This window comes from Microbispora amethystogenes (assembly GCF_016863015.1).
GTDB lineage: Bacteria > Actinomycetota > Actinomycetes > Streptosporangiales > Streptosporangiaceae > Microbispora > Microbispora amethystogenes.
In genome coordinates, this window is sequence record NZ_BOOB01000026.1 from 1 (window position 1) to 26484 (window position 26484).

Here is a 26484-nt window from a genome sequence, read left to right on the forward strand (position 1 = left end):
CCCCGCCGGTACGGCGGCAGCCGTACCGGCCATGCCCGCGGGGGACGCGAGCAGGGCGGTCAGCAGGGTCAGCAGTGCGGCCTTGCGAATCATGTGCGGGCCAGCGGTGAGGAACGGCGCACGCCCAGAATGCTATGGCCTAAGCGGTCCGCATAGGACTCGCGAGGCTCGCCACGCCCCTCCGGGGGATCGTCCTGATGTCCACGGCCTTGGCCGCGACCAGGTCGAACAGGTGGATCGCGCGCAGCCGCAACGCGGTGCGGCGCTCGCCCGTCGCGGTGTGGACGACCTCGTCGGGATCGAGGCGGTCCCGCAGCCGCTGGTCCACCAGCACGGTCAGCTCGTCGGGCAGCAGCAGCGGGCAGACCAGCCCGTCGGCGTAGTCGGTCGCCGAGTTCACCGTGAAGGACGAGGCGGGGCGTACCCTGGGGGTACGCAGCAGGGAGGCCACCGCCGCGGGCGCGGGAGAGCGGCCGACCGTGCTCACCACGGCCACCGCCTGGGTGCCCGCCCGCGCGGTCACCTCGAACAGCGACACGCACAGGCAGGTCTCGGGGGCCACCCCCAGGACCTCGGGCAGCTCGTCGGCGCAAGTCAACGGACGCGGAAGACGTACGATCTCATGGTGGATCTGGTGGGCGAGGAGCCAGCGGTGAATCGCGAGAGCGTCTTTCATCTCTTGTGCTCCTTGCGTCGTCCAGCGCCCCCGAACCGTCCGTGGCCTGGTGATCGCTAGGCGTGTCTCCCCCTGGGTGACACTCCGGCACCTGGGCCATCGGGGGAGAGTCTCTGTTCCGTGACCGAAGGACCTACCCAGCCTTGTCCGTTTCAAATCTGAGCGACAGCCAGCAGCACGCCGTGAACGAACTGTTCCGCCGGATCGCCCCGGTCGCCGACGAGCTCGGCGAGCTGTTCGCGGCCCGGGGACACGAGCTGGCCCTGGTCGGCGGATCCGTCCGCGACGTCTTCCTGGGCCGCGTGGGCAAGGACATCGACCTGACGACGGACGCCAGGCCCGACCGGGTGCTGGAGATCGTCAAGGACTGGGCCGACGCCGTCTGGACGATCGGGATCGAGTTCGGCACGGTCGGCGTCCGCAAGGGCGGCTGGCTCCTGGAGATCACCACCTACCGCAGCGAGTCGTACGACCCGGCCTCCCGCAAGCCGGACGTGATGTACGGCGATTCGCTCGACGGCGACCTCGCCCGCCGCGACTTCGCGGTCAACGCGATGGCGGTCCGCCTGCCCGGCCACGAGTTCGTCGACCCGTACGGCGGGCTGCCCGACCTCGCCGCCAAGGTGCTGCGCACGCCCGGCGCCCCGGAGCAGTCGTTCGACGACGACCCGCTGCGGATGCTGCGCGCCGCGCGCTTCGCCGCGCAGCTCGGGTTCGCGGTCGCCCCCGAGGTGGTCGAGGCCATGACCGCGATGGCCGGCCGCATCGAGATCGTCTCGGCCGAGCGCATCCGCGACGAACTCGACAAGCTGGTCTGCGGCACGCACCCGAGGGCCGGCCTCACGCTGCTCGTGGACACCGGGCTCGCCGCGCACGTGCTGCCCGAGCTGCCGAAGCTGCGGCTGGAGATCGACGAGCACCACCGGCACAAGGACGTCTACGAGCACACGCTGATCGTGCTGGAGCAGGCGATCGGGCTGGAGACGGCCGGGCCGGACCGCGTGCTGCGGTGGGCCGCCCTGCTGCACGACATCGGCAAGCCGAAGACCCGCCGCAACGAGCCGGGGGGCCGGGTGTCGTTCCACCACCACGAGGTGGTCGGGGCGCAGATGGCCAAGAAGCGGCTGACCGAGCTCAGGTTCCCCAAGGACGTGGTGGCCGACGTGTCCAAGCTCGTGGAGCTGCACCTGCGTTTCCACGGGTACGGCACGGGAGAGTGGACCGACAGCGCCGTGCGCCGCTACGTCCGCGACGCCGGGCACCTGCTGTCCGGCCTGCACAAGCTGACCAGGGCCGACTGCACCACCCGCAACAGGCGCAAGGCGCAGGCCCTGTCGCGCACCTACGACCAGCTGGAGGTGCGCATCGCCCGGCTGGCCGAGGAGGAGGAGCTCGCCAAGATCCGGCCCGAGCTGGACGGCAACGAGATCCAGGAGATCCTCGGCGTGCCGCCCGGCCCGGTCGTCGGCCGGGCGTACAAGCACCTGCTGGAGATCCGCATGGACCACGGCCTGATCGGCAAGGAGGCGGCCGGGGAGGCCCTGCGCACCTGGGCCCGCGAGAACGGTCTCCTGTCCTGAGCTCGGTTCACCGCGGCGTTCAGCTTGTGGCGGCGGCGACCATGGCGCGGGTGATCGCGGCGATGTCGCCGGGCTCGCAGGCGTACGGCGGCATCGTGTAGATCAGCCGGCCGAACGGCCGGAGCCACACGCCGTGCCGCAGCACGACGTCCTGGACGCGCGGCACGTCGACGGGATCGCGCATCTCGATCACCCCGATCGCGCCGAGGACCCGCACGTCCCGTACGCCGGGGTGGCCGGCGGCCGGGGCGAGGCCGTCGAGGAGCCCGGCCTCGATCCGCTTGACCTCCTCCCGCCAGGGACGCTCGGCGAGCAGGTCGAGTGAGGCGCCCGCGACCGCGGCGGCGAGCGGGTTGCCCATGAAGGTCGGCCCGTGCATCAGCACGCCGACCGCGTCGGCCACCCGCGCCGTGCACAGGGTGGCCGCCAGGGTGAGGTATCCGCCGGTGAGCGCCTTGCCGAGGCACATGATGTCCGGCCGGATCCCGGCGTGGTCGCAGCCGAACAGCTCGCCGGTGCGGCCGAAACCCGTCGCGATCTCGTCGGCGACGAGCAGGACGCCGTGTTCGTCGGCCAGCTCACGCAGCCGCCGCAGATAGGCGGGATGGTAGAAGCGCATGCCACCGGCGCCCTGCACGACCGGCTCGACGATGATCGCCGCCAGCTCCGCCGCGTGCGCCGTGACCAGCGCCGACAGCTCCGCCAGGTACGCCTCGTCGGGCGGCGTGCCGTACCCGGCGGGCGGAAGCGGAGCGAAGACGTGCCGAGGGAGCACGCCGGAGAACAGGTGGTGCATGCCGTTCACCGGGTCGCACACCGCCATCGCGCCGAACGTGTCGCCGTGGTAGCCGCCCCTGACCGTGAACAGCCTGGTCCGCCCGGGTCCCGCGGCCTGCAGGGCCATCTTGATCGCCACCTCGACCGCCACCGAGCCGGAGTCGGCCAGGAACACCCGGTCCAGCCCGGTCAGCTCCGCCAGCCGCTTCGCGAGCCGTACGGCGGGCTCGTGCGTGAGGCCGCCGAACATCACGTGCGCCATATCGTCGAGCTGGTCGCGGGCGGCCTGGTTCAGCCGGGGATGGTTGTACCCGTGGATCGCCGCCCACCAGGACGACATGCCGTCGACGACCTCCCGCCCGTCGCCGAGAGTGAGCCGCACGCCGTGAGCCCCCCGGACCACCTGCGCCGGCGCCCCCGGCGGCACCGCCGCGTACGGATGCCAGACATGCTCCCGATCCAGCCGCGAGATCTCCTCAGCCTCCACGCCCCGGACCCTACGCGACCACCGACGCCGCGGGCCGGTTGCGGGTGTCAATCGGAGGCGGCGACGGGGTGGCGGGGGGTGGAGGAGGGGAGGACCACGCGGTAGACCACCGCGCCGAGCACGTAGCCGGCGGCGATCACGCCGAGCGCCGGGTAGGACCTGCCGTCATGGGGCAGCAGAGCCGCCGCCAGCACCGCGCCGAGCACCGTCATGCCGTTGAACAGCATGTCGTACACCGAGAAGGCGCGGCCGAGGTAGGCGTCCTCGACGTCGCGCTGCACGACGGTGTCCGCGCAGATCTTCACGCTCTGTCCCGCGATGCCGATCACGAACCCGGCGCCGAGGAACCCCCACTCGCGGAACGTCACGCACAGCGCGAACTCCAGGATTCCGCAGGTGACCAGCATGGCCGGGACCCAGGTCTCGATGCGGACGCGTTCGGTGGCCCACGGGGTGACCAGCACCGCGGCGAAGCTCCCGGCGCCGACGGCGCCCAGCACGAGCGCGATGCCCTTCAGCGCGTCGTCGGGGTCGGTGGTGAACGAGTAGCGGTAGATGAGGACCACCGCCGCCGTCGAGATGCCGAACATGAGACGGTGGGCGGCCATGCCGGTCAGGGCGGCCGCCGCCGGCCGGCGGTGCGCGACGTGCCGCGCGCCGTCCACCAGCCCGGTCAGCACGTGCCGTACGGCCTCGCGGGCCTGCGGGCGGTCCGGGTCGTACGCGGGGCCGAGCAGGGAGCGCTCCATCGTCCGGGCGATCAGCGCGCTCAGCCCGAAGACGACGCCGGAACAGATCAGCAGCACCGCCACGCCCCGGTCGTCCGATCCGGCGACGGTGCGGAGCGCCATGGCCGTGCCCATCCCGACGAACGTCGCGACCGTGCCGGAGGTGGGCGTCACCGCGTTGGCCATCATCAGCTGGTCGCCCGGCACGACGTGGGGCAGCGACGCGCCAAGGGCCGCCAGGAAGAAGCGGTTGACCGCGAGCACGCCGAGCGCCGCCACGTAGAAGACGACGTCGGAGGTGCCCGCCGCGACGAGGCAGGCGGCCAGCACCAGCAGCGTCCCGCGCACGATCGGCGCGATCACGAGGATCTGCCGCCGCGACCAGCGGTCGATGAACACCCCGACGAAGGGCCCGAGCACGCTGTACGGCAGGAGCAGCACGGCGAGGCCCGCCGCGATGTCGGCGGCGTTGGCCTGCCGTTCCGGGCTGAAGAAGGCGTACCCGCCGACGGCGAGCTGGAAGATCCCGTCCGAGAACTGCGAGACGAGCCTTGTGGCGAAGAGCCGCCGGAAGTTGCGACCCCGCAGGACCACCCGCAGATCGGACACGTAGGACACGGCGACAGCCTACGCGGACGATCTCCGAGAGGCATCAGGATCAACCCCGATAAAACCCCCTGCCACTGACCGGCGACAGCCTGACACCGTACTCTCTGACGGTGACCTCACCGGAACATGTCGTGCTTGTCGACGTCGAGGGCAACCCGATCGGCACCGCTCCCAAGTCCACCGTCCACGGCGCGGACACTCCGCTGCACCTGGCGTTCTCCAGTTATGTCTTCGACCGGCAGGGCCGGGTGCTGCTGTCGCGGCGGGCGGGCCACAAGCTGACCTGGCCCGACGCGTGGACCAACAGCTGCTGTGGCCACCCGCTGCCCGGGGAGCCGCTGTCGTCGGCGGTGGTCCGCCGCCTGGAGTTCGAGCTGGGGCTGGTCGTCGAGTCCGTCGACCTGATCCTGCCGCGCTTCGCCTACCGCGCGGTCATGGACAACGGGATGGTCGAGCACGAGCTGTGCCCGGTCTACCGGGCGGTGGTGACGGGAGAGGCCGTGCCCAACGCCGAGGAGGTCGGCGAGGTCCGCTGGGAGCCCTGGGCGAGCTTCGCGGCCGGTGTGCTGAGCGGAGAGCTGGACATCTCGCCCTGGGCCCGGGAGCAGGTGCCGCAGCTCGTCGCGCTCGGGCCGGACCCGCTGGCCTGGCCGGTGGCCGACCCGGCCGCCCTGCCGCCGGCCGCGCTCCCCGTTTCCTGAGTCACGGTCGCCTGAGCCAAGGAACGTGCCCTGGGAAGACCACCGCCCCGGTCCGACACGGAACCGGGGCGGGACACGGGGAGAAGAGCCCGTCAGCGCTCGTTCTCGCCCCGGATGAACTTCTCGACGGCCTCGCGGGCGGCGTCGTCGGAGTACTGCTCCGGCGGCGACTTCATGAAGTACGACGAGGGCGACAGCAGCGGGCCGCCGATGCCCCGGTCCAGGGCGATCTTGGCCGCGCGGACCGCGTCGATGATGATGCCGGCCGAGTTGGGCGAGTCCCAGACCTCGAGCTTGTACTCCAGGTTCAGCGGGGTGTCGCCGAACGACCTGCCCTCCAGGCGGACGTAGGCCCACTTGCGGTCGTCCAGCCACGGCACGTGGTCCGACGGGCCGATGTGGACGTCGGCCTTCCCCATCTCGTGCGGGATCTGCGAGGTGACCGACTGTGTCTTGGAGATCTTCTTGGACTGGAGGCGGCTGCGCTCCAGCATGTTCATGAAGTCCATGTTCCCGCCGAAGTTGAGCTGGTAGGTGCGCAGCAGCTCCACTCCGCGGTCCTCGAACAGCTTGGCCAGCACGCGGTGCGTGATCGTGGCGCCGACCTGCGACTTGATGTCGTCGCCCACGATCGGCACGCCGGCCTCGGTGAACTTCGCGGCCCACTCGGGGTCGGAGGCGATGAAGACCGGCAGCGCGTTGACGAAGGCGACCTTGGCGTCGATCGCGCACTGCGCGTAGAAGCGGTCGGCCTCCTCCGAGCCCACCGGCAGGTAGGAGACGAGCACGTCCACCCGGGCGTCCTTGAGCGCCTGGACGACGTCCACCGGCTGCTCGTCGGACTCCTCGATGATCTCGCGGTAGTACTCGCCCAGCCCGTCGAAGGTGGGACCACGCTGCACGGTGACGCCGAGCGGCGGCACGTCACAGATCTTGATCGTGTTGTTCTCGGAGGCGACGATGGCCTCCGACAGGTCGCGACCGACCTTCTTGGCGTCCACGTCGAAGGCGGCGACGAACTCCACGTCACCGACGTGGTAGTCACCGAACCGCACGTGCATGAGGCCCGGCACACGGCTGCCCGGATCCGCGTCCCTGTAGTAGTGGACGCCCTGCACCAGCGATGAGGCGCAGTTGCCCACACCGACGATGGCTACGCGCACCGAACCCATAGCACTCGCTCCTTTACCTATCTGCCTCGGGCGTGTCCGCCCTCTGGGTCTCTTCCTGTACGGCCTGCGCGGGACCCCGGGGGTGATCCCCCTCGCCGGGAGCCGACCGGCTCCGCCGTTCCGAGTCGATCAGCTCGTTCAGCCAGCGAACCTCGCGCTCGACCGACTCCAGCCCGTGGCGCTGGAGCTCCAGCGTGTAGCTGTCCAGTCGCTCTCTCGTGCGGGACAGAGCCTCGCGGACGCGGTCGAGGCGTTCTTCCAGGCGGCTGCGGCGGCCCTCAAGGATGCGCAGCCGCACCTCGGCTTCCGTGTGGCGGAAGAAGGCGAAGCGGATGCCGAAGCTCTCGTCCTCCCAGGAGGACGGGCCCGACTGGTTGAGCAGCTCCTGCAAGCGCTCCTTACCCTCCGCCGTCAGCCGGTAGACGATCTTCGACCGGCGGCCGAGGACCGTGTCCTGCGGGGGCTCCTCCTCGACGATGAACCCGTCGTTGAGCAGGCCCCTGAGGCAGGGATACAGCGAGCCATAGGAGAACGCACGGAACATGCCGAGCAGCGTGTTGAGCCGTTTGCGCAGCTCGTAACCGTGCAGGGGTGTTTCGTGCAGCGACCCCAGGACGGCGAGCTCCAGCACACCTCCACGAGAGCCCGTCACTGGAACCACCCCCTGTGTCCGACCGATGTATCGACTCGATACATCAGCAGGATACGTCGGGGTGTCATATATGGCAACGGGTCAACAGTTGGGCAAGATTTGGCAAAGGGCCGTAATCTGGCCACATGTGCTCACAGCGATCGGTCGAGGCCCGTGGCTTCGCCAGGCGGGCGGCCGTACGGTCCGTCCGTGCCGATCGCACGCGGGCGCGGGACTTCTGGGACGCCCGCCCTCCACTCCCACATGCGGCCCGGCCTCACGCTGAGCCCATGCCTCGCATCTGCCCCACGCGCGGGCGAAGGAACGTGACCAACGTCACACCTGTGTACGGGGCCGAACGGGGACGAGCGGCGGGACGGGCCAGGGGGAGGGCGGAGCGCGCCGCGACGGCCCGGGAATACGGCGAATCCCGGGTCTGCGTGGGGGAGGTCTGCCAAGGTTGTACCTGGAACCACCTGGCGGTGTCGTTCGTCCACGGAACAGCCGATCCCCCGGGCCCTTCCCTGTAGGGCGACCTCCACCTTTCCAGGAGGAACGCTCCCGGCCTGCCGGCCGACGTCGATCAGTTTCCCGAGAACATCTGACGAGGACGTGTGACTTACAGCAGCTACGGACCGGAATCGTCCGGCCGCCCCGAGGACGCCTCGGGCTCCGGTGGATCATCCCGCCCTGGGCGCCGCCGTCGCTCGCCCCGGGAATCCGACGAGTACGGCGCCTATGGCGACCACGGGGGCGAATACGGCGAACCCGCCCCGCCGCGGCAACGCGGCCAGGGGCCCGCGCCGCAGCCGCCCCGCCCCGAGCAGGACCCCCGCCGCCGTGAGGCGGCGGCCTTCGAGGACACGGCCGCCATGGGCGCGGTGCCGCCTTCGCCACAGGGTCAACCACACGGCCCCGCACAGGGTCCGCGGGGTCCCGTGGGCGGCGGCCGCCCGCCGGGAGGCCGCGACCCGCGCTACGGCGCCCAGGGCCCCGGCGGTCCCGGCGTCGGAGGCCCGGGTGGCCCCGGCGGTTTCGGTGGTCCGGCCGGCCCCGGTGGTCCGGGAGGTCCGGGACGGCCGGGGGCTCCGGGCGCCGACGAGCGCACCCAGGCGCTGGGCATGCCGGCGGGCGGCCCCCGTCGCGACGCCGAGGGGCAGCCCACCGAGTCGATGCAGACCGGCGGCCAGACCGGCGGAAGGCGCCGCAGGCCGCCCGGCCGCGGCGGACGCGGGCCCGGCGGCCCTGGAGGCCCCGGTGGTCCGGGGGGACCGGGTGGGCCCGGTGGTCCGGGAGGACGTGGTCCGCGTGACCCGCGCGACTTCGACGACGACGACTTCGAGGAGAACGACAAGCCCCGCCGTACGGGCTGGAAGCGGTTCGTCCCGAGCTGGAAGATCCTCCTCGCCAGCCTCACCGTGCTGTGCGCCGGCCTCTTCGGCATGATCGCGGTCGCCTACGCCAACACGGATCTGCCCTCCGAGCACGACGCGCAGGAGACGGCCAAGGCCCAGGGCAGCACCTTCTACTACCGCGACGGCTCGGTGCTGGCCCGCCTCGGCACCAAGCGGGTGGCGGTCACCATCGACCAGGTGCCGCAGCACGTCCAGGACGCGGTGGTGGCGGCGGAGAACCGCTCGTTCTGGGAGGACGGCGGCATCGACATCGCCGGCCTCACCCGGTCGGTCTGGATGACCGCCACGGGCCAGCAGACGCAGGGCGGTTCGACCATCACCCAGCAGATGGCCCGCAACTACTTCAACGGCCTCAGCACCGAGCAGACCATCAAGCGCAAGGTGAAGGAGATCTTCATCGCGGTCCGGCTCGACAAGGACTGGTCGAAGAACAAGGTCCTCGAGTACTACCTGAACACGGTGCCGTTCGGCCGCAACACCTACGGCATCGAGGCGGCGGCGCGCGAGTTCTTCAACGTGCCCGCCAAGAAGCTGACCGTGGCGCAGGGGGCCTACCTGGCCGGGCGCATCCAGCAGCCGAGCAACTTCGACAAGGCCGAGGCCGACGGCAACTACGCGGGCACCGAGGAGCGCTTCAAGTACGTCCTCACCGGCATGTCCCTGATGACGGACAAGGACGGCAAGCCCAAGTATCCGGATGTGCTGACCGCGAAGTTCCCCAAGCCGAAGCCGCAGAAGAATCCGCAGGAGTTCAGCGGGCTCAAGGGCTACATGCTCAGCCAGGCGCTGCACGAGCTGGAGGGCCGCAAGCTCAGCCGCGAGCAGATCGAGAGCGGCGGCTACAAGATCTACACCACCTTCGACAAGAAGCTCATGCAGGCCGCGAAGAAGGCGGTCCTGAACACCACGTCGTCGATGTCGAAGGAGTTCCACACCGGCCTTGCGGCCGTGGACCCGACGAACGGCCGGGTGATCGCGTTCTACGGCGGCAGCAACTACCTCAACGAGACCTGGAACGAGCCCTTCGACTCCAGGAAGCAGGCGGCCTCGGCGTTCAAGCCGTACGTGCTGGCCGCCTGGCTCGACGCGGGCTACAGCCTCAACAGCTACGTCCCCGGCAAGGAGACGATGCCGAAGACCCTGCCCGGCACCACTCCGATCACGAACGGGCACTCCGTGCCCGCGTCGATCGACGTGATCTACGCGACCGCGCACTCGATCAACACGGCGTTCGCCTCGATGGCGTTCAAGCTGCCCGGCCAGCTGGACGACCTGCGGTCGCTCACCGAGGCGGCCGGCATCAGCAAGCGGGCGCTGGAGGAGGACAAGAACGGCGTCGGCGGCCAGAGCGGGCACGGCTACCAGCTCGCGATCGGCAGCGTCGGCGTCACGCCGGTGGAGCAGGCGGCCGGCTACTCGATCTTCGCCAACGCGGGCAAGCACGTCGACTACCACGTGATCAAAGAGGTCAAGCAGGGCAACACCGTCGTGCTGACCGAGGCCCGCGAGGTCAAGCAGGTGATCTCGCCGGAGGCCGCGGCCGACGCGACCTACGCCATGGAGCAGGTCATCAAGTCCGGTACGGCCAGCCGCTGGGGTCCCATCGGGCGCCCCGCCGCCGGCAAGACCGGCACCAACAACGACGAGAAGGAAGCCTGGTTCGTCGGCTACACGCCGCAGCTGGTGACCGCGGTCGGCATGTACCGCGAGCAGTGCGTGACCAAGAGCGGCAAGATCGTGCAGCCGCGCTACTCCAACTGCCCGATCACGCCGAACGGCAAGGAGCACCCGAAGTACAACGGGAACAACCCGTACACCCGCGTCAAGGAGGTGTCGCTGGGCTTCGAGGGCGCCGACGCCCCGACGCACATCTGGCACGACTTCATGGTCGCGGCGCACGAGGGCAAGCCCGTCGAGCAGTTCCCGGCGAAGGCCGGCATGGGCAGCCCGGAGAACATCGTGCCGAGCCCGACGCCCACCCCGTCTCCCAGCCCGGAGGACGGCGGCGGCGGGTTCCCCAACGACATGCCGACCGACTTCCCGAACGGCGGCGGCGACGGCAGCGGCGGCGACGGCTCCTGTCTGCCCGGCGACCTGTCCTGTGACGGCGGCGCCGGTGGTGGCGACGACGGCGTGGGTCTCGACCTCGGCGAGGACGGCCCCGGACAAGGGGGGCCGCCGGGAGGACCGGGGGGACAGGGCGCTCCGGCCGACGGCGGCAGCGCCCCGGCGTCGGCGCCCGTGCCGCAGTCCGGGACCAGTCCCTGATCCCGTCCCGGGTCGTCCCGAGACCATGAGCCCGGGACGTCCCTGAGACCGTGACGAGAGGGCCCGCGGCGACACGCCGCGGGCCCCCTCGACTCGCCGGAGTCGCCAACTCACGGCGTTCGATGGTGCAATACCCACCATGACGACCCGGACCACGAACGACTCCGCCCCGATGCCCGGGGTCGCCGCGCGAACGGTGCCGTACCTGCCTCTCGGGCTCCTCGCGGGACTCGGCGCCGTCCTCGCCTATCTGTGGAAGTATCCCTGCCGGTTCGGCGGCGCCTGGGACGGCGGAATCGGGCAGTACACGCACTTCTGCTACACCGACATCTATCCGCTGTTCTGGGCGGAGAAGCTCAACGAGGGCAAGGTCCCGTACGTCGACTACCCGGTCGAATATCCGGTCGGCATCGGCGGGATCATGGAGTTCGCCCGGCGTCTCGCCGGCGGCGACGGGGTCGTGTTCTACGACGTCACCGTGGTCCTGATGGGTCTTGCGCTGGTCGCGGGCGTGCTGCTGACGGCCGCGCTCGCGGGCCGCCGCCCCTGGGACGCCCTGTGGTACGCCATCGGCCCGGCCGTCATCCTCTGCGCGTACATTAACTGGGACCTCGCCGCGGGCGCGCTCGCGCTGGGCGGCCTGCTGGCCTGGGCCCGGAACCGGCCGTGGCTGGCCGGCGTGCTGCTGGCCCTCTCCGTGGCCACGAAGTTCTATCCGCTGATGTTCTTCGGCGCGTTGTTCCTGCTCACCCTGCGTACGGCCAGGTGGGTGCCGTTCCTGAAGACCGTCGCTGGAGCGGCGGGCGCCTGGCTGCTGGTCAACGTGCCGATCATGATGGTCAACTTCGAGGGCTGGCAGCGGTTCTACGCCTTCAGCAGCGAGCGCGGCGCCGACTGGGGCGGCCTGTGGTTCTTCTTCCAGAAGACGCAGTGGTTCGGCCACGACCGGCCCGAGTTCCTGGCCTTCCTCGGGGACTCCGAGAAGCTGAACACGATGGCCATGGCGGCGCTGGCGGTGCTGCTGCTGGGAGTGGCCGTGCTCGCCCTCGTCGCGCCGCGACGGCCGCGCCTGATGCAGCTGTGCTTCCTGGCCCTGGCCGCCTTCATGATCACCAACAAGGTCTGGTCGCCGCAGTACGTCCTGTGGCTGGTGCCGTTCGCGGTGCTGGCCAGGCCGAGGTGGGGGGCCCTCGCCGCCTGGCAGGTGGCCGAGTGCTGGTACTTCTTCTCGATCTGGCTCTACCTGATCACCCAGATCCCCGACCAGGCCTCGCTCGGCATCGGCGACGACCCGTACTTCCTGTCGGTCTGGGCCCGGCTGCTGACCATCCTCGTTCTCATGGGGCTGGTGGTCTGGGAGATCCTGCGCCCCGAACACGACGTCGTCCGGCAGGGGGATGTGGACGATCCGTCCGGCGGCCCGTTCGACCAGGCCGAGGACCGTTTCGTACTGCGCCGCGCGTTCCTCTCCCGGGGCGGGAGCGAGGAGCGTGGCGGACCGGAGGAACGGGGCGGAGAGGCGCAGCCCGAACCGGTCTGAGTCATGAATCTTTCATCGGATTTCGCGGCCCGTGCGAGCCCTCTCCGGACGTCCCCGGGAGACGCGCGCGCGGGCTTCGCGTAACGTCGCTCGCAAGCGTGCGGCGAACGGGGAGGAGACGGTGATGCGCCGGAGGCCGCCATGGCTTCTGCTGCTCGTGTGGACGGTGACCCGGGCGGGGCTGTTCCTCGTCGCGACCCAGACCATCCCGACCGGCCACGGCGACTCGTTCAGCAACGACGTCACCCTCTACCAGGGCTGGTCGGACGTCCTGGCGCGCGGGGAGTTCCCCTCGGGGGACGACAAGTGGCAGTATCCGCCGTTCGCGGCGCTGCCGATGCTCCTCCCCAGGCTGCTGCCGTTCGAGTATCACGTCGCCTTCTATCTGCTGTCCCTACTGTGCGACCTCGCGATCCTGTTCCTGGTGTGGCGGTTCTCGCGCTCCCCGCGCGGCGGAGGCCGCACCGGCCCGTGGGCGTGGACCATCGGCGCGGCCCTGCTCGGGCCGGTGCTCCTCGGCCGGTACGACCTGATGGTCACCCTGGTGGCGGTGCTGGCGCTGACGGCCTCGGCGCACCCGGTGGTGCGCGGGGCGCTGATCGGCGTCGGGCTCATCGTCAAGGTGTGGCCGGTCGCGCTGCTCACCGGCCTGCGGCGGTGGCGTGAACTGCTGACCGCCACCGGCTCCACGATCGTCGTCGCGGTGGCCGGCTGCGGCATGGCCGCGCTGACCCTGCCGCACGCGCTCGACTTCCTGACCGCGCAGCAGGAGCGGGGGCTGCAGATCGAGTCGCTCGCCGCGACGCCGTTCGCGCTCGCCCGGGCCGTCGGGTGGTGGGACGGCTTCACCACCTACCAGCACGGCTCGATGGAGGCCGTGGGCCCCGGCGTGGACACCGCGATCTGGGTGAGCCTGGCGGCCACGCCCGCGGCGCTCGTGCTGATCGGGGTGTGGTGGCTGCGCGCCGCTCCGAGCCCGCGCTCCTACTACGACGCCGCGCTCACCACCGTGCTGTTCCTGGTCGTCACGAGCCGGGTGCTGTCGCCGCAGTACTTCGTCTGGGTGATCGGCGTCGCCGCCGTCCTCCTGTCGGTGCGGCGCACGGAGCCGGGCCCGACGCAGCGGCCGGCCGCCTGGCTCGTCGTGGTCGCCGCCCTGCTCACCGGGATCATGTATCCCTGGGTGGAGCAGGACTACAGCTGGGAGGGCGCGCTGCCCGGCACCGTGGTGCTGACCCTCCGGAACCTGGTCTTCCTGGCCGCGGCGGTCACGTCGTACGTGCAGCTGTGGCGGGCCACGCGCAGGCCGAAGCCGGCGAAGAACGAGCAGGACGTTCCAGAAGCTCTACCCGTTTTCTGAGCTTCGCAATCCGCAGATTTATCCACAGGCTGTGGACGGCCGTTCTCTACAGGTGTTTGCGCAGGAACGCGATGTCCTCGGCCTGACCCTCGAACGGTGTCTCGACCACGATCGGCGCGCCGGCCGCGCGGCAGACCGCGAGGATCAGCTCGGGGTCGATCCGGCCGGCGCCGAGGTTGGCGTGCCGGTCGGCGCCCGAGTCGAACGCGTCCCGCGAGTCGTTGCAGTGCACGAGGTCGATCCGGCCGGTGATCGCCTTCACCCGCTCCACCAGCCCCGCGAGCTCCTCGCCGCCCGCGTGGAAGTGGCAGGTGTCGAGGCAGAAACCGACCATCGACGCGTCCGGCGCCCCCGCCGTCGCGGCGTCCCACAGCCGGGCGATCCGCTCCAGCCGGCGCGCCATCGCGTTGCCGCCGCCCGCGGTGTTCTCGATCAGGACGGGAATCGGGCACTCGGTGCGCTCGAAGACCTTGCGCCAGTTGTCGAACCCGGTCTGCGGGTCGTCGCCCGCGTTGACGTGCCCGCCGTGGACGATCAGCCCCTTGGCGCCGATCGACGCCGCCGCCTTGAGGTGCGCGTCCAGGAGCTTGCGGCTCGGGATGCGGATGCGGTTGTTCGCGGTCGCCACGTTGATGACGTACGGCGCGTGCACGTAGACGTCGACGTCCGACGCGCGCAGGGCGTCGGCCGTGGCCGGGAGCACGGGGCTCTTCCAGCCCTGCGGGTCGCCGAGGAAGAACTGCACCACCTCGGCGTCGCGGGCCGCCGCGTGCGCCAGCGGGTCGTCCTGGTCGACGTGGGCCCCGATCCGCGGGCCGGCGCTGTGGCTGTCCATGGAGGTCCTCCAACACATGCGTGCCTGGTGAGCGGCTGCCGGACGCGGAGGGCGAACTGTAGGCGCTCTCCAAGAGCGTTTCAAGAGGGCGTGCTGTTTCAAGAGAGCACGCAGGGGAAGTCGCGTGTCACGCGCCCTGAGACCCGCGCGCCGATCCTACTTCGTCAGGGAGACGAGCATGAGATATCGCTTAGGCAGCTTCATCCTTCTCATCTACATCCTCGTCGGCCTCTACGTGGCCTGGATCCACCACTACATCACCCCCACCCTCATCAAGCAGGTCGCCCAGGCCCTGATCGCGGTCTTCCTGTGGTTCCTCGTGCTCCTCGGCGTCGACCTGCACATCGGCGGCTGAGGCATACCCGGTCGGAGCGGCGCCGCGGAGACGAGCCCGTCGCGCAGAGTTCGACAGGGTTCGATCGCGCGGGGTTCTCTTGCGCAGTGGTCAGTTGCGCAGGGTGAACCCGCGTGGGAAGAACCCGCCGTGCGCGATCCCCAGCGCCGCGCCGACGAACGACCCCACGATCCCCACGATGATCAGTGCTCGTTGCCTGCTGGTCGACGAGACGAACTGCGCGTAGAGGCCGCCCCAGAACCCGGCCGCGCCGACCCATGACGCGACCATGTGCGCCCGCACGACGAACCCCGTGACGAACGCCACCAGACCACACGCGAGCGTGGCGATCGTCATCGCGTTCTCCCGCGGGTGCGGCCGCCCGTCGGTGTTCAGCGTCAGGCGAACGGGGCGCCTCTTTCCCCGGCCGATGACACGTGGCATCACGCCTCCCCCCTCTGACCTCCAGTTTCGCTCTCCGTCCGGCTCACGGCCAAGGGGCTGGTAGCCTTGTTCGACTGCGTCTGACACAGCGCGGGCGGCTGACCGCCCGGCATCGCGCAGGGTCCTCCTGTCACGGCAAGGTGTCGTGACCGCAAGAGTCCAGAGGAGGTTGGATAACACATGCGTCGCTACGAGATGATGGTCATCCTCGACCCGTCCCTCGACGAGCGCACCGTGCAGCCGTCGCTCGACCAGTTCCTCGCCGTCGTCCGCAATGACGGCGGAAGCGTGGAGAAGGTCGACGTCTGGGGCCGTCGCCGCCTGTCCTACGACATCGAGAAGAAGTCCGAGGGCATCTACGCGGTGGTCGACCTGACCGCCGAGCCCGCCACCGTGAAGGAGCTGGACCGCCAGCTCAACCTGAACGAGGGCATTCTCCGCACCAAGGTCATCCGCCCCGAGCTGCACTAGACGGCTCCGAAGCCCGGCGGTTTGTCGGGCCCGAGCCGTACTCTGAGCCCTTGACGGCTCAGCTGACGGGATAGGAAGGCGAAAGCGACCGATGGCAGCAGGCGACACACAGATCACCATTGTCGGCAATCTTGTCGACGACCCGGAGCTGCGCTTCACCCCGACGGGGCAGGCCGTGGCCCGGTTCCGCATCGCGTCCACTCCGAGGTTCCTGGACAAGCAGACCAACGAGTGGAAAGACGGCGAGGGCCTGTTCCTCACCTGCAACGTCTGGCGGCAGGCGGCGGAGAACGTCGCCGAGAGCCTCCAGCGCGGCATGCGGGTGATCGTGCAGGGACGGCTGCGCCAGCGTTCGTACGAGACCAAGGAAGGCGAGAAGCGCACGGTCTACGAGGTCGAGGTCGACGAGGTCGGCCCCTCGCTCCGCAACGCGACGGCGAAGGTCAACAAGACCTCGCGCCAGGGCGGAAGCGGCGGCGGGGGCTTCGGCGGCGGCCCGGCCAACGACCCGTGGGCGTCCGCGTCTCCCGCTCCGCAGGGTGGCTACGGCTCCGGCGGAGGGGGCGGTGGCGGTTTCGGCGGCGCTCCCCAGGGTGGCGGCGGCTTCGGCGGCGACTTCAGCGACGAACCGCCCTTCTAGGGAAACGACCTTCGGGAACGACCCGGTCCCGGGCCTTCCGGTCCCACTCACCGTAAACACAACCGAGCGACCATTCCCGCGAAACGCGGGGCTCTGAAAGGAGCACCACGATGGCGAAGCCGGCAGTGCGCAAGCCGAAAAAGAAGGTTTGCCTCTTCTGTCACGACAAGATCTCCTACGTCGACTACAAGGACACGGCGCTGCTGCGGAAGTTCATCTCCGACCGCGGCAAGATCCGTGCCCGCCGGGTGACGGGCAACTGCACCCAGCACCAGCGCGACGTGGCCACCGCTATCAAGAACGCTCGTGAGATGGCCCTGCTGCCGTACACGAGCACCGCGCGCTGAGAAGGGAGACCCAGGACATGAAGCTCATTCTCACCAATGAGGTCTCCGGGCTCGGCGCTCCCGGCGACGTTGTCGAGGTCAAGGACGGCTACGGCCGCAACTACCTCATTCCCCGTGGCTTCGCCATCCGCTGGACCCGCGGCGCCGAGTCGCAGGTCGCCTCGCTGAAGAAGGCACGCGCCTCCCGCGAGATCCGCGACCTCGGCTCCGCCAAGGAGGTCGCCGGCCAGCTCGGCGCGCTCAAGGTCAAGCTGAAGGTCCGCGCCGGCGAGTCCGGCCGGCTGTTCGGCTCGGTCACGACCGGTGACATCGCCGACGCCGTCAAGGCCGCCGGCGGTCCCCAGCTCGACCGCCGCCGCATCGAGATCGGCAACGCGATCAAGAGCGTCGGCACCCATAAGGTGAGCGTCCGGCTGCACCCGGAGGTCGCCGCCACCATCGATGTCGAGGTGGTCGCGGGCTGACACCCGCAGCACGTCCGTCGAGGGCCCTTCTCCGTCCGCGGAGAGGGGCCCTTCGTCGTCCCGGCCGTTCCGGAGGGCCTGGATGTCCGCGATATCCCCAGGTAAAGGGGGGTTATGCGGAACGCTAGTATCGTCCCATCCGTTTCAACGGATTTCGTGGAAAGACCCTCTGATGGAGGCTGTGATGCGCCGTCCCTCTCTCCTGCTGGCGTCAGGCGCCCTCACGCTGGCGGCCGCCGCCTGCGCCCCGGCGAACGACGCCTCCACCACCGCGAGCTCTTCGGCGGGCACGTCGGCGGGTGCCTCCACGGGCGCCGACGCCTGCGCCAAGGAGAGCCTGAAGCTCACCACCCCCGGCAAGCTCACCGTCGGCACGGACAAGCCGGCGTACGAGCCGTGGTTCAAGAACGACGACCCTTCCAGCGGCCAGGGGTTCGAGAGTGCCGTCGCCTACGCGGTGGCCGGGCAACTGGGCTTTACCCGGGACGAGGTCGCGTGGACGGTCGTGCCGTTCGACTCGTCGTTCGCCCCCGGGCCCAAGCAGTTCGACTTCGACGTCAACCAGATCTCCATCACCCCCGAGCGGGCCAAGGCCGTCGACTTCAGCCAGGGCTACTACACGGTCAAGCAGGGCGTGGTCGCCCTGGAAAGCGGCAAGTACGCTTCCGCCACCAGCCTCGCCGATCTCAAGGACGCCAAGATCGGGGTGCAGGCGGCCACCACCGCGCTGCAGGCCGTACGGTCGGTCATCCAGCCGGCCGAGGACCCGAGCGTGTTCAACCAGCAGGTCGACGCGATCACGGCGCTGAAGAACAAGCAGATCGACGCCATCGTCGTCGACCTGCCCACCGCCTTCTACGTCACGGCTGCGCAGGTCAAGGGCTCGAAGATCGTCGGCCAGTTCGCCGCGACCGGCGGCGAGCCGGAGGAGTTCGGCCTGCTGTTCCAGAAGGGCAGCTCCCTGGTGAGCTGCGTCGACAAGGCGCTCGGCGAGCTTCGGAGCTCCGGTGAGCTGGCGAAGATCGAGGGCGAGTGGCTGACCGCCGCCGCGGGCGCGCCGGAGCTCAAGTGACCGACGGGCACGCGGCGGCGCCGTACGGGCCGCCCGGCTGGGAGGACGATCCCGATCGCGATCCGGCCGGGCCGGGCGATCCGCCGGAGTGGGTGAAGAGCGAGCGGCAGCTTCGCCGGGAGGCGGAGCTGCGCGCCCGCGGGCGGCGGTCGGTGTCCATCGCCACCGCCTCCACCATCGTCGTGGTGGTCGCCCTGGTCGTCGGGATCACCAAGTCGCCGGGGTGGCCTCGCGTCCAGGAGACCTTCCTCAGCCCCGAGGCGTTCGTCGCCGCCCTGCCCGACGTGCTGCGCGGGTTCCTGCTCAACATCAAGATCTTCCTCATCGCCGAGGCGTTCATCCTGGTGGTGGGCCTTCTCGTCGCGCTGGTGCGCGGCCTGCGCTCGCCGGTGTTCTTCCCGCTGCGCGCGCTCGCCGTGCTCTACACCGACGTCTTCCGCGGCATCCCGACCATCCTGCTCATCTATCTGGTCGGGTTCGGCATCCCGGCGCTCCAGTTGCAGGGCGCGCCGAGCGACCCCGTCACGCTCGGCATCATCGCGCTCGTCCTGTCCTACGGAGCGTACGTCGCGGAGGTGTTCCGGGCGGGGATCGAGTCGGTGCACCCGAGCCAGCGGGCGGCGGCGCGGTCGCTGGCCCTGAGCCACGGCCAGACCATGCGCTACGTGGTGCTGCCCCAGGCCGTCCGCCGGGTGGTCCCGCCGCTGCTCAACGACTTCGTGTCGCTGCAGAAGGACACCGCCCTGGTGGCCGTGCTCGGGCCGCTGGAGGCGCTGCGGCAGGCTTACATCCACGCCTCCTACGACTTCAACTACACGCCCTATCTCGCCGCCGCGCTGCTGTTCATCGCGCTGACCGTGCCGATGGCGCGGCTCACCGACCATCTCGCCGCGCGGGTCGCCCGGCGCCAAGCGGGAGGCGGCACGGCATGAGCCTGCTCACGATCGAGGGCGTCTGGAAGCACTACCACGGGCAGAGCGTGCTGCGCGGAATCGACCTGGAGGTCGCCCCGCACGAGGTGGTCTGCCTGATCGGGGCGTCCGGCTCGGGCAAGTCGACGCTGCTGCGCTGCGTCAACCTGCTGGAAACCATCGACGACGGTGCGATCCACCTGGACGGGACGGAGATCACGGACCCGCGGGCCGACGCGGACGACGTCCGCCGCCGCATCGGCATGGTGTTCCAGGCCTACAACCTGTTCCCGCACATGACCGTGCTGGAGAACATCACGCTCGCGCCGCGCAGGGTCCACGGCGTACGGGCGGAGGAGGCCGAGGCGCGGGCGCGCGAGCTCCTGGACAGGTTCGGGCTGGCCGGCAAGGCGGACGAGTATCCCGACCGGTTGTCCGGCGGGCAGCAGCAGCGCGTCGCCGTGATCCGCGCGGTCGCGACCGGCCCGCGCCTGCTGCTGCTCGACGAGGTGACCTCCGCGCTCGACCCGACGCTGGTCACCGAGGTGCTGGGGATCATCCGCGAGCTCAAGGACACCGGGATGACCATGATCCTGGCCACCCACGAGATGGGCTTCGCCCGGGACATCGCCGACAAGGTCTGCTTCCTCGAAGGCGGCGTGCTGCTGGAGAGCGGCCCGCCCGGGCAGATCTTCACCGAGCCCCGGCACCCCCGCACCCGCGCGTTCCTCCAGCGGGTGCTGGAGGCCCGCCGCATGTGAGTCAGGTCGCCGTCCGCGAGGTGCCGGTGACCATCCAGGCGGTGCCGTACGCGCGGACGCCGAGCGTGACCAGCCGGGCGGCCATCCAGGCGCCGAGCGCGAGCCACAGGGCGACCAGCGTGTCCGCGACCATGGCGAACGGCAGGAAGGCCAGCGTCGTCCACAGCCCGGCGTGGGCGAGGTAGCGCTGGTCGCCGGCGCCGATCAGCACGCCGTCCAGCACGAACACGACACCCGCGACGGGCTGGAGGAGGGCCACCGGCCACAGCACGGCCAGCAGCTCGGCCGCGGCCTCGCCCCGCGCGTCGAACAGGGCCGGGACCAGCGGCCGGGCGGCCAGCACGAGGGCCCCGAACACCACGCCGCAGGCGACCCCCCAGATCAGCATGCGCCGGGTCGCCGCGCGGGTGCCCGAGGTGTCTCCCGCGCCCAGCGCCCGGCCGGTGATGGCCTGACCGGCGATCGCGATGGCGTCGAGGGCGAAGGCGAGGAACGTCCAGATCCGGGTCGCGATCGTGTGCGCGGCGATCCGCTCGTCACCCATGCGGGTGGCGATCGCCGCGGCGACGAGCAGCACCGCCTGCAGGCACGCCGTACGGACGACCAGGGCGAGCCCGGCCGTTCCGGCGGCGCGCAGCCCCGCGAGGTCGGGCAGCAGCGAGGCGCCGTGCGCGCGGGCGGCGCGCACGACCATCACGAGATAGGCCGCCGCCGCGAGGGCCTGGGCGAGCACCGTGCCCCAGGCCGACCCGGCGAGCCCCCAGCCGAGCCCGAGCACGAACCAGGCGTTGAGCAGACCGTTCAGGGCGAAGGACGCCACGGAGACCACGAGCGGCGTGCGCGTGTCCTGCATCCCGCGCAGCACGCCGGTGCCGGCGAAGACCAGCAGCATCGCGGGGACGCCGATGAGGCTGATGCGCAGGTAGGTGACGGCCTCCGTGGCGAGCTGGCCCACTGCTCCGAACAGGTGTACGATAAACGGAGCAAGAGGCCAGCACGCCACACCGACGGCCAGGCCGATGATCGCGGCCAGCCACAGGCCGTCCATCCCCTGGCGCATCGCCTGCCTGACGTCCCCCGCCCCGAGCCTCCGCGCGACCGCGGCCGTGGTGGCGTACGCGAGGAACACGCACAGCCCGACGAGAGCCGACAGTGCCGCGCTGGCCACACCGAGCGCGCCCAGTGCAGGATCGGGGAGGTGGCCGACGATGACGGAGTCGGTGAGCAGGAAGAGCGGCTCGGCCACGAGTGCCCCGAATGCCGGGATCGCGAGCCTCAGGATCTCCCTGTCGTGGGCGCGTCCGTGTCCTGTTCTGGGGGTAAGGGACATAAGCCTATTTTGCGGCTTACGAGGTGATGCTCGACCGGCATCGCGAATCCGTCTGCGACTTTCTTTCCTCCACAGGCGGTGGACAGCGAAACCGCAGGTGACGAGGGATTTCCGGGATGAGGCCGCGACTGTGTCCACAGGCTCGTCCCCAGGCTTCCCACATGTCACGGCCGTGCCTGCACACGTTGTCCACAGGCTTGTCCACCGGCCGGGTTGCCGCCCTGCCCCGAGGTTGGGGAGACTGTCGCACTCGGGTTGGGGATGCTGTGACCGCTGGGCAGGGGGTGTGAGGTGAGCGTGCTCGACTTCCCGGGAGGCCCGGGAGGCTCCGAATCGTCGTTCGAGCGGACGCCGCCGCACAACATCGAGGCCGAGCAGTCGGTGCTGGGCGGCATGCTGCTGTCCAAGGACGCGATCGCCGACGTCATCGAGGTGCTGCGGGCCGACGACTTCTACCGTCCGGCCCACCAGATCGTCTTCGACGTGATCACCGACCTGTACGGCCGGGGCGAGCCCGCCGACTCGGTGACCGTCTTCGACGAACTGCAGAAGCGCGGCGAGGTCGCCCGCGTGGGCGGCGGCGCCTACCTGCACACCCTGACCGCGATCGTGCCCACCGCCGCGAACGCCGGCTACTACGCGAAGATCGTCCGGGAGCAGGCCGTGCTGCGGCGCCTCATCGAGGCGGGCACCCGCATCGTCTCCTACGGCTTCGGCGGCCAGGGCGAGGAGGTCGACGACCTGGTCGACCGCGCCCAGGCCGAGATCTACAAGGTCACCGAGCGCCGCACGTCCGAGGACTACCTCCCGCTGTCGGACATCATGCCCTCCGCCCTGGACGAGATCGAAGCCATCGGCAGCCGCGGCGGCCAGATGGTCGGCGTCCCCACCGGCTTCCAGGACCTCGACGCCCTCACCCACGGCCTCCACCCCGGCCAGATGATCGTCGTAGCCGCCCGCCCCGCGATCGGCAAGGCCCTCGCTCTCGACACACCCCTGCCCACACCCGACGGATGGACCACGATGGGGGAGGTGCGGGTCGGCGACCGTCTCATCGATGCCGACGGCCGCCCGACCCGTGTGGTGGCCGCCACGGACGTCATGGTGGACAGGCCCTGCTACGAGGTCGAGTTCAGCGACGGCACGGTCATCGTGGCCGACGCCCGGCACCAGTGGCGGACGAGCACCCGGGCCAGTCGGCGGCAGCGCTCCGAGAGCAGGACTGGTTTCCACTGGCCACAGGAGTCGCTGCAGCGCGTACAGGGTGCCTGCGGCGACTCGGCGGCCCGCCCCGACGAGCTGATCACATACCAGGAGGCGCTGGCCGTGGTCGGCTCGGAGTTCCGCAACGCGCTGCATACTGTGCAGCGCGTGGTCGGATCGGAAGAAAGGGCGCCCCGCCCGGTGAGCGGACCGGCCCGGAGCTATGTCTGGAACACGCCCGTGTACTCCCGCAGGCGACTCTTCGAGGCTCTGAGCGAGCACGTGAGCAGGCCGAAGAACGCCGCTGTCACCGTGGTGCACGACGACGTCGTGACCACCGAGCAGATCGCGGCCACCCTGCGCTGCACCTCGTCGGACAACCGTCCGAACCACGCGGTGGCCGTTGCGGCCGCGTTCGACCTGCCCGAACGGGATCTGCCACTCTCGCCGTACGTGCTCGGGGCCTGGCTGGGCGACGGCCACAGCGACAGCGCGAGGATCACCGCGGTCGAGCCCGAGATCATCGCCCAGCTGGAGGCGGAGGGACTGCGTGTAGTCCGGCTGGACTCCGGTATTCACCACACTCTCAAACTCCCCGAGACAGAGCTTCGGCCGGAGCGTCCCTGCGTCGTCTGCGGAACGCTGTTCGTGCCCAAGACATCTCAGGTGCGTACGTGCGGGCAGTCCTGTGGCGGCAGGGCCCGCTTCTTCTCGGCTCCCGTCGCCCCGCCGACCTGCGCCGACTGCGGCAGGCCGTCCTCCGGCGGGAGGCGATGCCAGCAGTGCCGTGACCACCACGGCACAGTGCAGGCGATCCTGCGCAGCTTGGGGGTGCTCGGGGACAAGCACATTCCGGCGGTATACCTGCGCGCCTCCGAGCGCCAGCGACGGGATCTCCTTGCTGGGCTCCTGGACACCGACGGCTATGTGAACCGCGGTGGGCAGGTGCAACTCGCTCTCACGAACCGCAGGCTCGCCGAGGACGCGTTCGAACTCGTGCTCAGCCTGGGCTACAAGGCGACGATGAGGACGAAAGCGGTCAAGGGCAGGACCGCTGAGTCGTCCACCTGTTACATGATCAACTTTACTCCGGCAGAGAAGGTCTTCCGTCTCCCGCGTAAGGCCGGCAGGCAGGTGGTGAAGGCTCACCCGTCCACCCGGGTGCGATACATCGTGGATGTACGCCCGGTGCCCTCCGTGCCGGTCAGGTGTGTGGAGGTTGACAACGCCGATCACATGTACCTTGCCGGCAGGTCGTGTGTCCCCACCCACAACTCGACGCTAGGTCTGGATTTCGCCCGGTCTGCGGCGATCAAGCATGGGATGACCACGGTCATCTTCTCGCTGGAGATGTCGCGCAACGAGATCACGATGCGCCTGCTGTCGGCGGAGGCGCGGGTCCCGCTGCACACGATGCGCTCGGGCTCGATGAGCGACGACGACTGGACCCGGATGGCCCGCCGGATGGGGGAGGTCGCCGAGGCGCCGCTCTTCATCGACGACTCCCCGAACATGTCGATGATGGAGATCCGGGCCAAGTGCCGCCGCCTGAAGCAGCGGCACGACCTGCGCTTCGTGATCGTCGACTATCTGCAGCTCATGAGCTCGCCGAAGAAGACCGAGAGCCGTCAGCAGGAGGTCTCCGAGCTGTCCCGGGCGCTCAAGCTGCTGGCCAAGGAGCTGGAGGTGCCGGTCATCGCCATCTCCCAGCTCAACCGTGGCCCGGAGCAGAGAACGGACAAACGACCCCAAGTGTCCGATCTTCGCGAATCGGGATCTATCGAGCAGGACGCCGACATGGTCATCCTGCTGCACCGGGAGGACGCGTACGAGCGGGAGTCGCCGCGCGCGGGCGAGGCGGACCTGATCGTGGCCAAGCACCGAAACGGCCCCACGGCCACGGTCACCGTCGCCTTCCAGGGCCACTACAGCCGCTTCGTCGACATGGCCACCCACTAGTGCCTCTCCCGGGACAGGTGGTGGCGGGGCGCCGAGTGTCTCAGCCGGTGGGGAACGACACCTTCGTCAGTTCTTCGGAGACTTGCCAGACGCGTCGGGCGTCCTCGGTGCCGCGCAGGCGGGAGTAGAGCTTCTGTTCGGCGGGCGGGCCTCCGAGGTGCCCGAGCCCGCTCGGGCCGTAGAGGCCGCCGGGCCGGGCTTCGGGGGCCGTCGCGGCGTACAGGGCGGGGAGCGCCGCGGTCTCGGCGGTCCCGAGGAGGATGCCCCGGCGGGACAGGGCACCGATGAGTTTCCTGCCTCCGGTCTCCGTGTCGCGGCCGACTTCGGGGCGCGCGGCGAGCAGGTTGGTCGGGGCGACCCCGGGGTGGGAGAGGTTGCTCGTGATGCCCCAGCCATGGGTCCGGCTGAGCCGGTCGAGTTCGAGGCCGAAGAGCCCGAAGGCGATCTTCGACTGGCTGTACGCCTTCATGCCGTCGTAGGAGCGTTCCCAGTTCAGGTCCTGCCAGTTGATGCCGCCCCGGTTCGCGGCGACGCTGATCTGCGAGGTCACGCGGGCCTGTCCGGCGCGCAGCAGCGGAAGCAGGTGAGCCACCAGGGCGAAGTGGCCGAGGTGGTTGGTGCCGAACTGGAGCTCGAACCCGTCGGTCGTCGTCTGGCGGTCGGGCGGGGTCATCACCCCGGCGTTGTTGACGAGGATGTGGATCGGGCGGCCTTCCTCGCGCAGGGTGTCGCCGAGGGCCGCGACGGAGGCGAGTGACGACAGGTCGAGGGCGTGGAGCGACACGTCGGCTCCGGGGGCCGCCTGCGAGATCCTGTCGACCGCCGCCCGGCCCTTGTGCGGGTTCCGTACCGGCAGGAGGACCTCGGCCCCGGCCGCGGCGAGCCTCGTCGCGAGTCCGAGGCCGATGCCGTCGCTCGCTCCGGTGACGAGCGCGCGCCGCCCGGTGAGGTCGGGCACGGTGATGTCGATGGGTCTGCGCGGCATGCGCTCCTCCTGGGGTCGTTTTCGTGAACCGTCGGCGCTGGTGGGGGACCGCCCGGGTGAGGGACGGGACGTCCGGCGGACCGAGGGTCTACGGGCTTCGTTCCCCAATGTATGCAACGATTACAATGTATGCAATGCATACAACGCAGGAGTGATCGGATTAGGCTGACGGCATGAAGAAGCGCCCCTACCACCACGGAGACCTCCGCGCCGCCCTGCTCGAACGTGCCGAGCAAACGCTGCGCGAGCGTGGATCGGGCGCGCTGTCACTTCGTGAACTCGCCCGCGACCTCGGTGTGAGCCCGGCGGCGCCCAGTCGCCACTTCAAGACCAAACAGGCGTTGCTGGACGCCCTGGCCCTGGACGGCTTCGAACGGCTCGTCGAAATCACCGCGGCCGCCCAGGACGGCGCCGGCGAGACGTTCGGCGAGCGCCTGAACGTCATGGCCCGGGCCTACGTGGGCTTCTCCGTGGCGAACACCGCCCTGCTCGACCTGATGTTCTCGACCAAGCACAGCCCGGAGGCGTCACAGGCGCTGGGAGCGGCCGCCGGCCGGTGGATCGAGCAGAGCCTGGAACTGGTCAGCACCGGGCAGCGCCGGGGCGAGGTCCGCGAAGGACCGCTGGACCGTATCGCCCTGACGGTGTTCGCGCCGCTGCACGGATACGTCGGCCTGGCGGTGAGCGGCGTGCCGCTGCCCGAGACGGACGAGCACGGACTCGACGACGTCATCGCGTCCATCATTCGTGCGTGCAGGCCGGAATGAGCCGGGCCGGCCGTGGC

25 protein-coding genes are annotated in these 26484 nt (G+C 70.3%); 16 read left to right on the forward strand and 9 right to left on the reverse strand.

Annotated features, from left to right (window positions below):
* Window positions 1–139: 139 nt before the first annotated feature.
* Window positions 140–676: an aminoacyl-tRNA deacylase gene (locus Mam01_RS17935; RefSeq protein ID WP_204286464.1), complete on the reverse strand. Its 537-nt coding sequence runs from the start codon at window positions 674–676 to the stop codon at window positions 140–142.
* 143 nt (window positions 677–819) lie between these two features.
* Here Mam01_RS17935 and Mam01_RS17940 point away from each other — a divergent pair, with 143 nt between their 5' ends.
* On the forward strand, window positions 820–2256 hold the full coding sequence (locus Mam01_RS17940; RefSeq protein WP_204286465.1) for a CCA tRNA nucleotidyltransferase: 1437 nt from the start codon (window positions 820–822) through the stop codon (window positions 2254–2256).
* Between the two features lie 19 nt (window positions 2257–2275).
* Here Mam01_RS17940 and Mam01_RS17945 read toward each other — a convergent pair whose 3' ends face one another.
* Complete coding sequence (locus Mam01_RS17945) at window positions 2276–3520, reverse strand: adenosylmethionine--8-amino-7-oxononanoate transaminase (RefSeq protein ID WP_239101405.1); 1245 nt, start codon at window positions 3518–3520, stop codon at window positions 2276–2278.
* 47 nt (window positions 3521–3567) lie between these two features.
* Window positions 3568–4866, reverse strand: coding sequence for an MFS transporter (locus tag Mam01_RS17950; RefSeq protein ID WP_150933515.1), 1299 nt, complete (start codon window positions 4864–4866; stop codon window positions 3568–3570).
* 101 nt (window positions 4867–4967) lie between these two features.
* Between Mam01_RS17950 and idi the strand changes: the two genes are divergently transcribed.
* Entirely contained in the window at window positions 4968–5558 is a 591-nt protein-coding gene (gene idi, locus Mam01_RS17955; protein ID WP_204286466.1) for an isopentenyl-diphosphate Delta-isomerase, read from the forward strand.
* 92 nt (window positions 5559–5650) lie between these two features.
* Here the strand turns inward: idi and Mam01_RS17960 are convergent, their stop codons facing one another.
* Window positions 5651–6730, reverse strand: a complete 1080-nt coding sequence (locus Mam01_RS17960) for an inositol-3-phosphate synthase (protein WP_150933513.1) — start codon at window positions 6728–6730, stop codon at window positions 5651–5653.
* 13 nt (window positions 6731–6743) lie between these two features.
* Complete coding sequence (locus Mam01_RS17965) at window positions 6744–7382, reverse strand: PadR family transcriptional regulator (protein ID WP_150933512.1); 639 nt, start codon at window positions 7380–7382, stop codon at window positions 6744–6746.
* Between the two features lie 125 nt (window positions 7383–7507).
* Here Mam01_RS17965 and Mam01_RS17970 point away from each other — a divergent pair, with 125 nt between their 5' ends.
* The 4 genes from Mam01_RS17970 (at window position 7508) to Mam01_RS17985 (ending at window position 13944) form a co-directional block, all read left to right on the forward strand.
* The gene (locus Mam01_RS17970) at window positions 7508–7891 is read left to right on the forward strand and encodes a DUF5318 family protein (protein ID WP_204286467.1); all 384 of its coding nucleotides are present in this window, start codon (window positions 7508–7510) and stop codon (window positions 7889–7891) included.
* Window positions 7892–7975: 84 nt separating this feature from the next.
* Window positions 7976–11044, forward strand: a complete 3069-nt coding sequence (locus Mam01_RS37365; RefSeq protein WP_204286468.1) for a transglycosylase domain-containing protein — start codon at window positions 7976–7978, stop codon at window positions 11042–11044.
* Between the two features lie 139 nt (window positions 11045–11183).
* Window positions 11184–12584: a glycosyltransferase family 87 protein gene (locus Mam01_RS17980; protein WP_204286469.1), complete on the forward strand. Its 1401-nt coding sequence runs from the start codon at window positions 11184–11186 to the stop codon at window positions 12582–12584.
* Between the two features lie 124 nt (window positions 12585–12708).
* Entirely contained in the window at window positions 12709–13944 is a 1236-nt protein-coding gene (locus Mam01_RS17985; protein WP_204286470.1) for a glycosyltransferase 87 family protein, read from the forward strand.
* Window positions 13945–13990: 46 nt separating this feature from the next.
* Here Mam01_RS17985 and Mam01_RS17990 read toward each other — a convergent pair whose 3' ends face one another.
* Window positions 13991–14779 (reverse strand): deoxyribonuclease IV, encoded by a 789-nt coding sequence (locus Mam01_RS17990; protein WP_204286471.1) that lies wholly within the window; start codon window positions 14777–14779, stop codon window positions 13991–13993.
* A gap of 178 nt (window positions 14780–14957) precedes the next feature.
* Here Mam01_RS17990 and Mam01_RS17995 point away from each other — a divergent pair, with 178 nt between their 5' ends.
* Window positions 14958–15134: a hypothetical protein gene (locus Mam01_RS17995; RefSeq protein WP_165900793.1), complete on the forward strand. Its 177-nt coding sequence runs from the start codon at window positions 14958–14960 to the stop codon at window positions 15132–15134.
* A gap of 90 nt (window positions 15135–15224) precedes the next feature.
* Here Mam01_RS17995 and Mam01_RS18000 read toward each other — a convergent pair whose 3' ends face one another.
* Window positions 15225–15557 (reverse strand): hypothetical protein, encoded by a 333-nt coding sequence (locus Mam01_RS18000; protein WP_150933506.1) that lies wholly within the window; start codon window positions 15555–15557, stop codon window positions 15225–15227.
* A gap of 180 nt (window positions 15558–15737) precedes the next feature.
* Here Mam01_RS18000 and rpsF point away from each other — a divergent pair, with 180 nt between their 5' ends.
* From rpsF to Mam01_RS18035, 7 genes are all read left to right on the forward strand, one after another.
* A complete protein-coding gene (rpsF, locus tag Mam01_RS18005; protein ID WP_117408411.1) occupies window positions 15738–16028 on the forward strand; it encodes a 30S ribosomal protein S6 in 291 nt (96 codons plus the stop codon).
* Window positions 16029–16119: 91 nt separating this feature from the next.
* Window positions 16120–16668: a single-stranded DNA-binding protein gene (locus Mam01_RS18010; RefSeq protein ID WP_204286472.1), complete on the forward strand. Its 549-nt coding sequence runs from the start codon at window positions 16120–16122 to the stop codon at window positions 16666–16668.
* A 110-nt stretch (window positions 16669–16778) separates the two neighbouring features.
* Window positions 16779–17015 (forward strand): 30S ribosomal protein S18, encoded by a 237-nt coding sequence (gene rpsR, locus Mam01_RS18015; protein ID WP_036324737.1) that lies wholly within the window; start codon window positions 16779–16781, stop codon window positions 17013–17015.
* Between the two features lie 17 nt (window positions 17016–17032).
* Window positions 17033–17479 (forward strand): 50S ribosomal protein L9, encoded by a 447-nt coding sequence (gene rplI, locus Mam01_RS18020; RefSeq protein WP_204286473.1) that lies wholly within the window; start codon window positions 17033–17035, stop codon window positions 17477–17479.
* Between the two features lie 184 nt (window positions 17480–17663).
* Window positions 17664–18551: an ABC transporter substrate-binding protein gene (locus Mam01_RS18025; protein WP_204286474.1), complete on the forward strand. Its 888-nt coding sequence runs from the start codon at window positions 17664–17666 to the stop codon at window positions 18549–18551.
* Window positions 18548–19483, forward strand: coding sequence for an amino acid ABC transporter permease (locus Mam01_RS18030; RefSeq protein ID WP_204286475.1), 936 nt, complete (start codon window positions 18548–18550; stop codon window positions 19481–19483). Before Mam01_RS18025 ends, Mam01_RS18030 begins: the two co-directional genes overlap by 4 nt.
* Complete coding sequence (locus tag Mam01_RS18035; RefSeq protein ID WP_204286476.1) at window positions 19480–20223, forward strand: amino acid ABC transporter ATP-binding protein; 744 nt, start codon at window positions 19480–19482, stop codon at window positions 20221–20223. Before Mam01_RS18030 ends, Mam01_RS18035 begins: the two co-directional genes overlap by 4 nt.
* A gap of 1 nt (window position 20224) precedes the next feature.
* Here the strand turns inward: Mam01_RS18035 and Mam01_RS18040 are convergent, their stop codons facing one another.
* Window positions 20225–21553, reverse strand: coding sequence for an MATE family efflux transporter (locus Mam01_RS18040; protein ID WP_204286477.1), 1329 nt, complete (start codon window positions 21551–21553; stop codon window positions 20225–20227).
* Window positions 21554–21844: 291 nt separating this feature from the next.
* On the opposite strand from Mam01_RS18040, the gene dnaB reads away from it, so the two are divergent.
* On the forward strand, window positions 21845–24715 hold the full coding sequence (gene dnaB / locus Mam01_RS18045) for a replicative DNA helicase (protein ID WP_275409030.1): 2871 nt from the start codon (window positions 21845–21847) through the stop codon (window positions 24713–24715).
* Between the two features lie 40 nt (window positions 24716–24755).
* Here the strand turns inward: dnaB and Mam01_RS18050 are convergent, their stop codons facing one another.
* Window positions 24756–25700: an SDR family oxidoreductase gene (locus tag Mam01_RS18050; RefSeq protein ID WP_204286478.1), complete on the reverse strand. Its 945-nt coding sequence runs from the start codon at window positions 25698–25700 to the stop codon at window positions 24756–24758.
* A 173-nt stretch (window positions 25701–25873) separates the two neighbouring features.
* Here Mam01_RS18050 and Mam01_RS18055 point away from each other — a divergent pair, with 173 nt between their 5' ends.
* On the forward strand, window positions 25874–26467 hold the full coding sequence (locus Mam01_RS18055; protein ID WP_204286479.1) for a TetR/AcrR family transcriptional regulator: 594 nt from the start codon (window positions 25874–25876) through the stop codon (window positions 26465–26467).
* The last annotated feature ends 17 nt before the right edge of the window (window positions 26468–26484 follow it).

Bases quoted from the DNA above. Each gene is read 5' to 3' on its own strand.
- rpsF (WP_117408411.1), top strand. From the start codon at position 15,738: ATGCGTCGCTACGAGATGATGGTCATCCTCGACCCGTCCCTCGACGAG.
- Mam01_RS18000 (WP_150933506.1), bottom strand. From the start codon at position 15,557: ATGCCACGTGTCATCGGCCGGGGAAAGAGGCGCCCCGTTCGCCTGACG.
- Mam01_RS17980 (WP_204286469.1), top strand. From the start codon at position 11,184: ATGACGACCCGGACCACGAACGACTCCGCCCCGATGCCCGGGGTCGCC.
- Mam01_RS18025 (WP_204286474.1), top strand. From the start codon at position 17,664: ATGCGCCGTCCCTCTCTCCTGCTGGCGTCAGGCGCCCTCACGCTGGCG.
- rpsR (WP_036324737.1), top strand. From the start codon at position 16,779: ATGGCGAAGCCGGCAGTGCGCAAGCCGAAAAAGAAGGTTTGCCTCTTC.
- Mam01_RS18050 (WP_204286478.1), bottom strand. From the start codon at position 25,700: ATGCCGCGCAGACCCATCGACATCACCGTGCCCGACCTCACCGGGCGG.
- Mam01_RS17960 (WP_150933513.1), bottom strand. From the start codon at position 6,730: ATGGGTTCGGTGCGCGTAGCCATCGTCGGTGTGGGCAACTGCGCCTCA.
- Mam01_RS17970 (WP_204286467.1), top strand. From the start codon at position 7,508: ATGTGCTCACAGCGATCGGTCGAGGCCCGTGGCTTCGCCAGGCGGGCG.
- Mam01_RS17985 (WP_204286470.1), top strand. From the start codon at position 12,709: ATGCGCCGGAGGCCGCCATGGCTTCTGCTGCTCGTGTGGACGGTGACC.
- Mam01_RS17995 (WP_165900793.1), top strand. From the start codon at position 14,958: ATGAGATATCGCTTAGGCAGCTTCATCCTTCTCATCTACATCCTCGTC.
- Mam01_RS18055 (WP_204286479.1), top strand. From the start codon at position 25,874: ATGAAGAAGCGCCCCTACCACCACGGAGACCTCCGCGCCGCCCTGCTC.
- Mam01_RS17935 (WP_204286464.1), bottom strand. From the start codon at position 676: ATGAAAGACGCTCTCGCGATTCACCGCTGGCTCCTCGCCCACCAGATC.
- Mam01_RS18040 (WP_204286477.1), bottom strand. From the start codon at position 21,553: ATGTCCCTTACCCCCAGAACAGGACACGGACGCGCCCACGACAGGGAG.
- Mam01_RS17990 (WP_204286471.1), bottom strand. From the start codon at position 14,779: ATGGACAGCCACAGCGCCGGCCCGCGGATCGGGGCCCACGTCGACCAG.
- Mam01_RS18010 (WP_204286472.1), top strand. From the start codon at position 16,120: ATGGCAGCAGGCGACACACAGATCACCATTGTCGGCAATCTTGTCGAC.
- Mam01_RS18035 (WP_204286476.1), top strand. From the start codon at position 19,480: ATGAGCCTGCTCACGATCGAGGGCGTCTGGAAGCACTACCACGGGCAG.
- rplI (WP_204286473.1), top strand. From the start codon at position 17,033: ATGAAGCTCATTCTCACCAATGAGGTCTCCGGGCTCGGCGCTCCCGGC.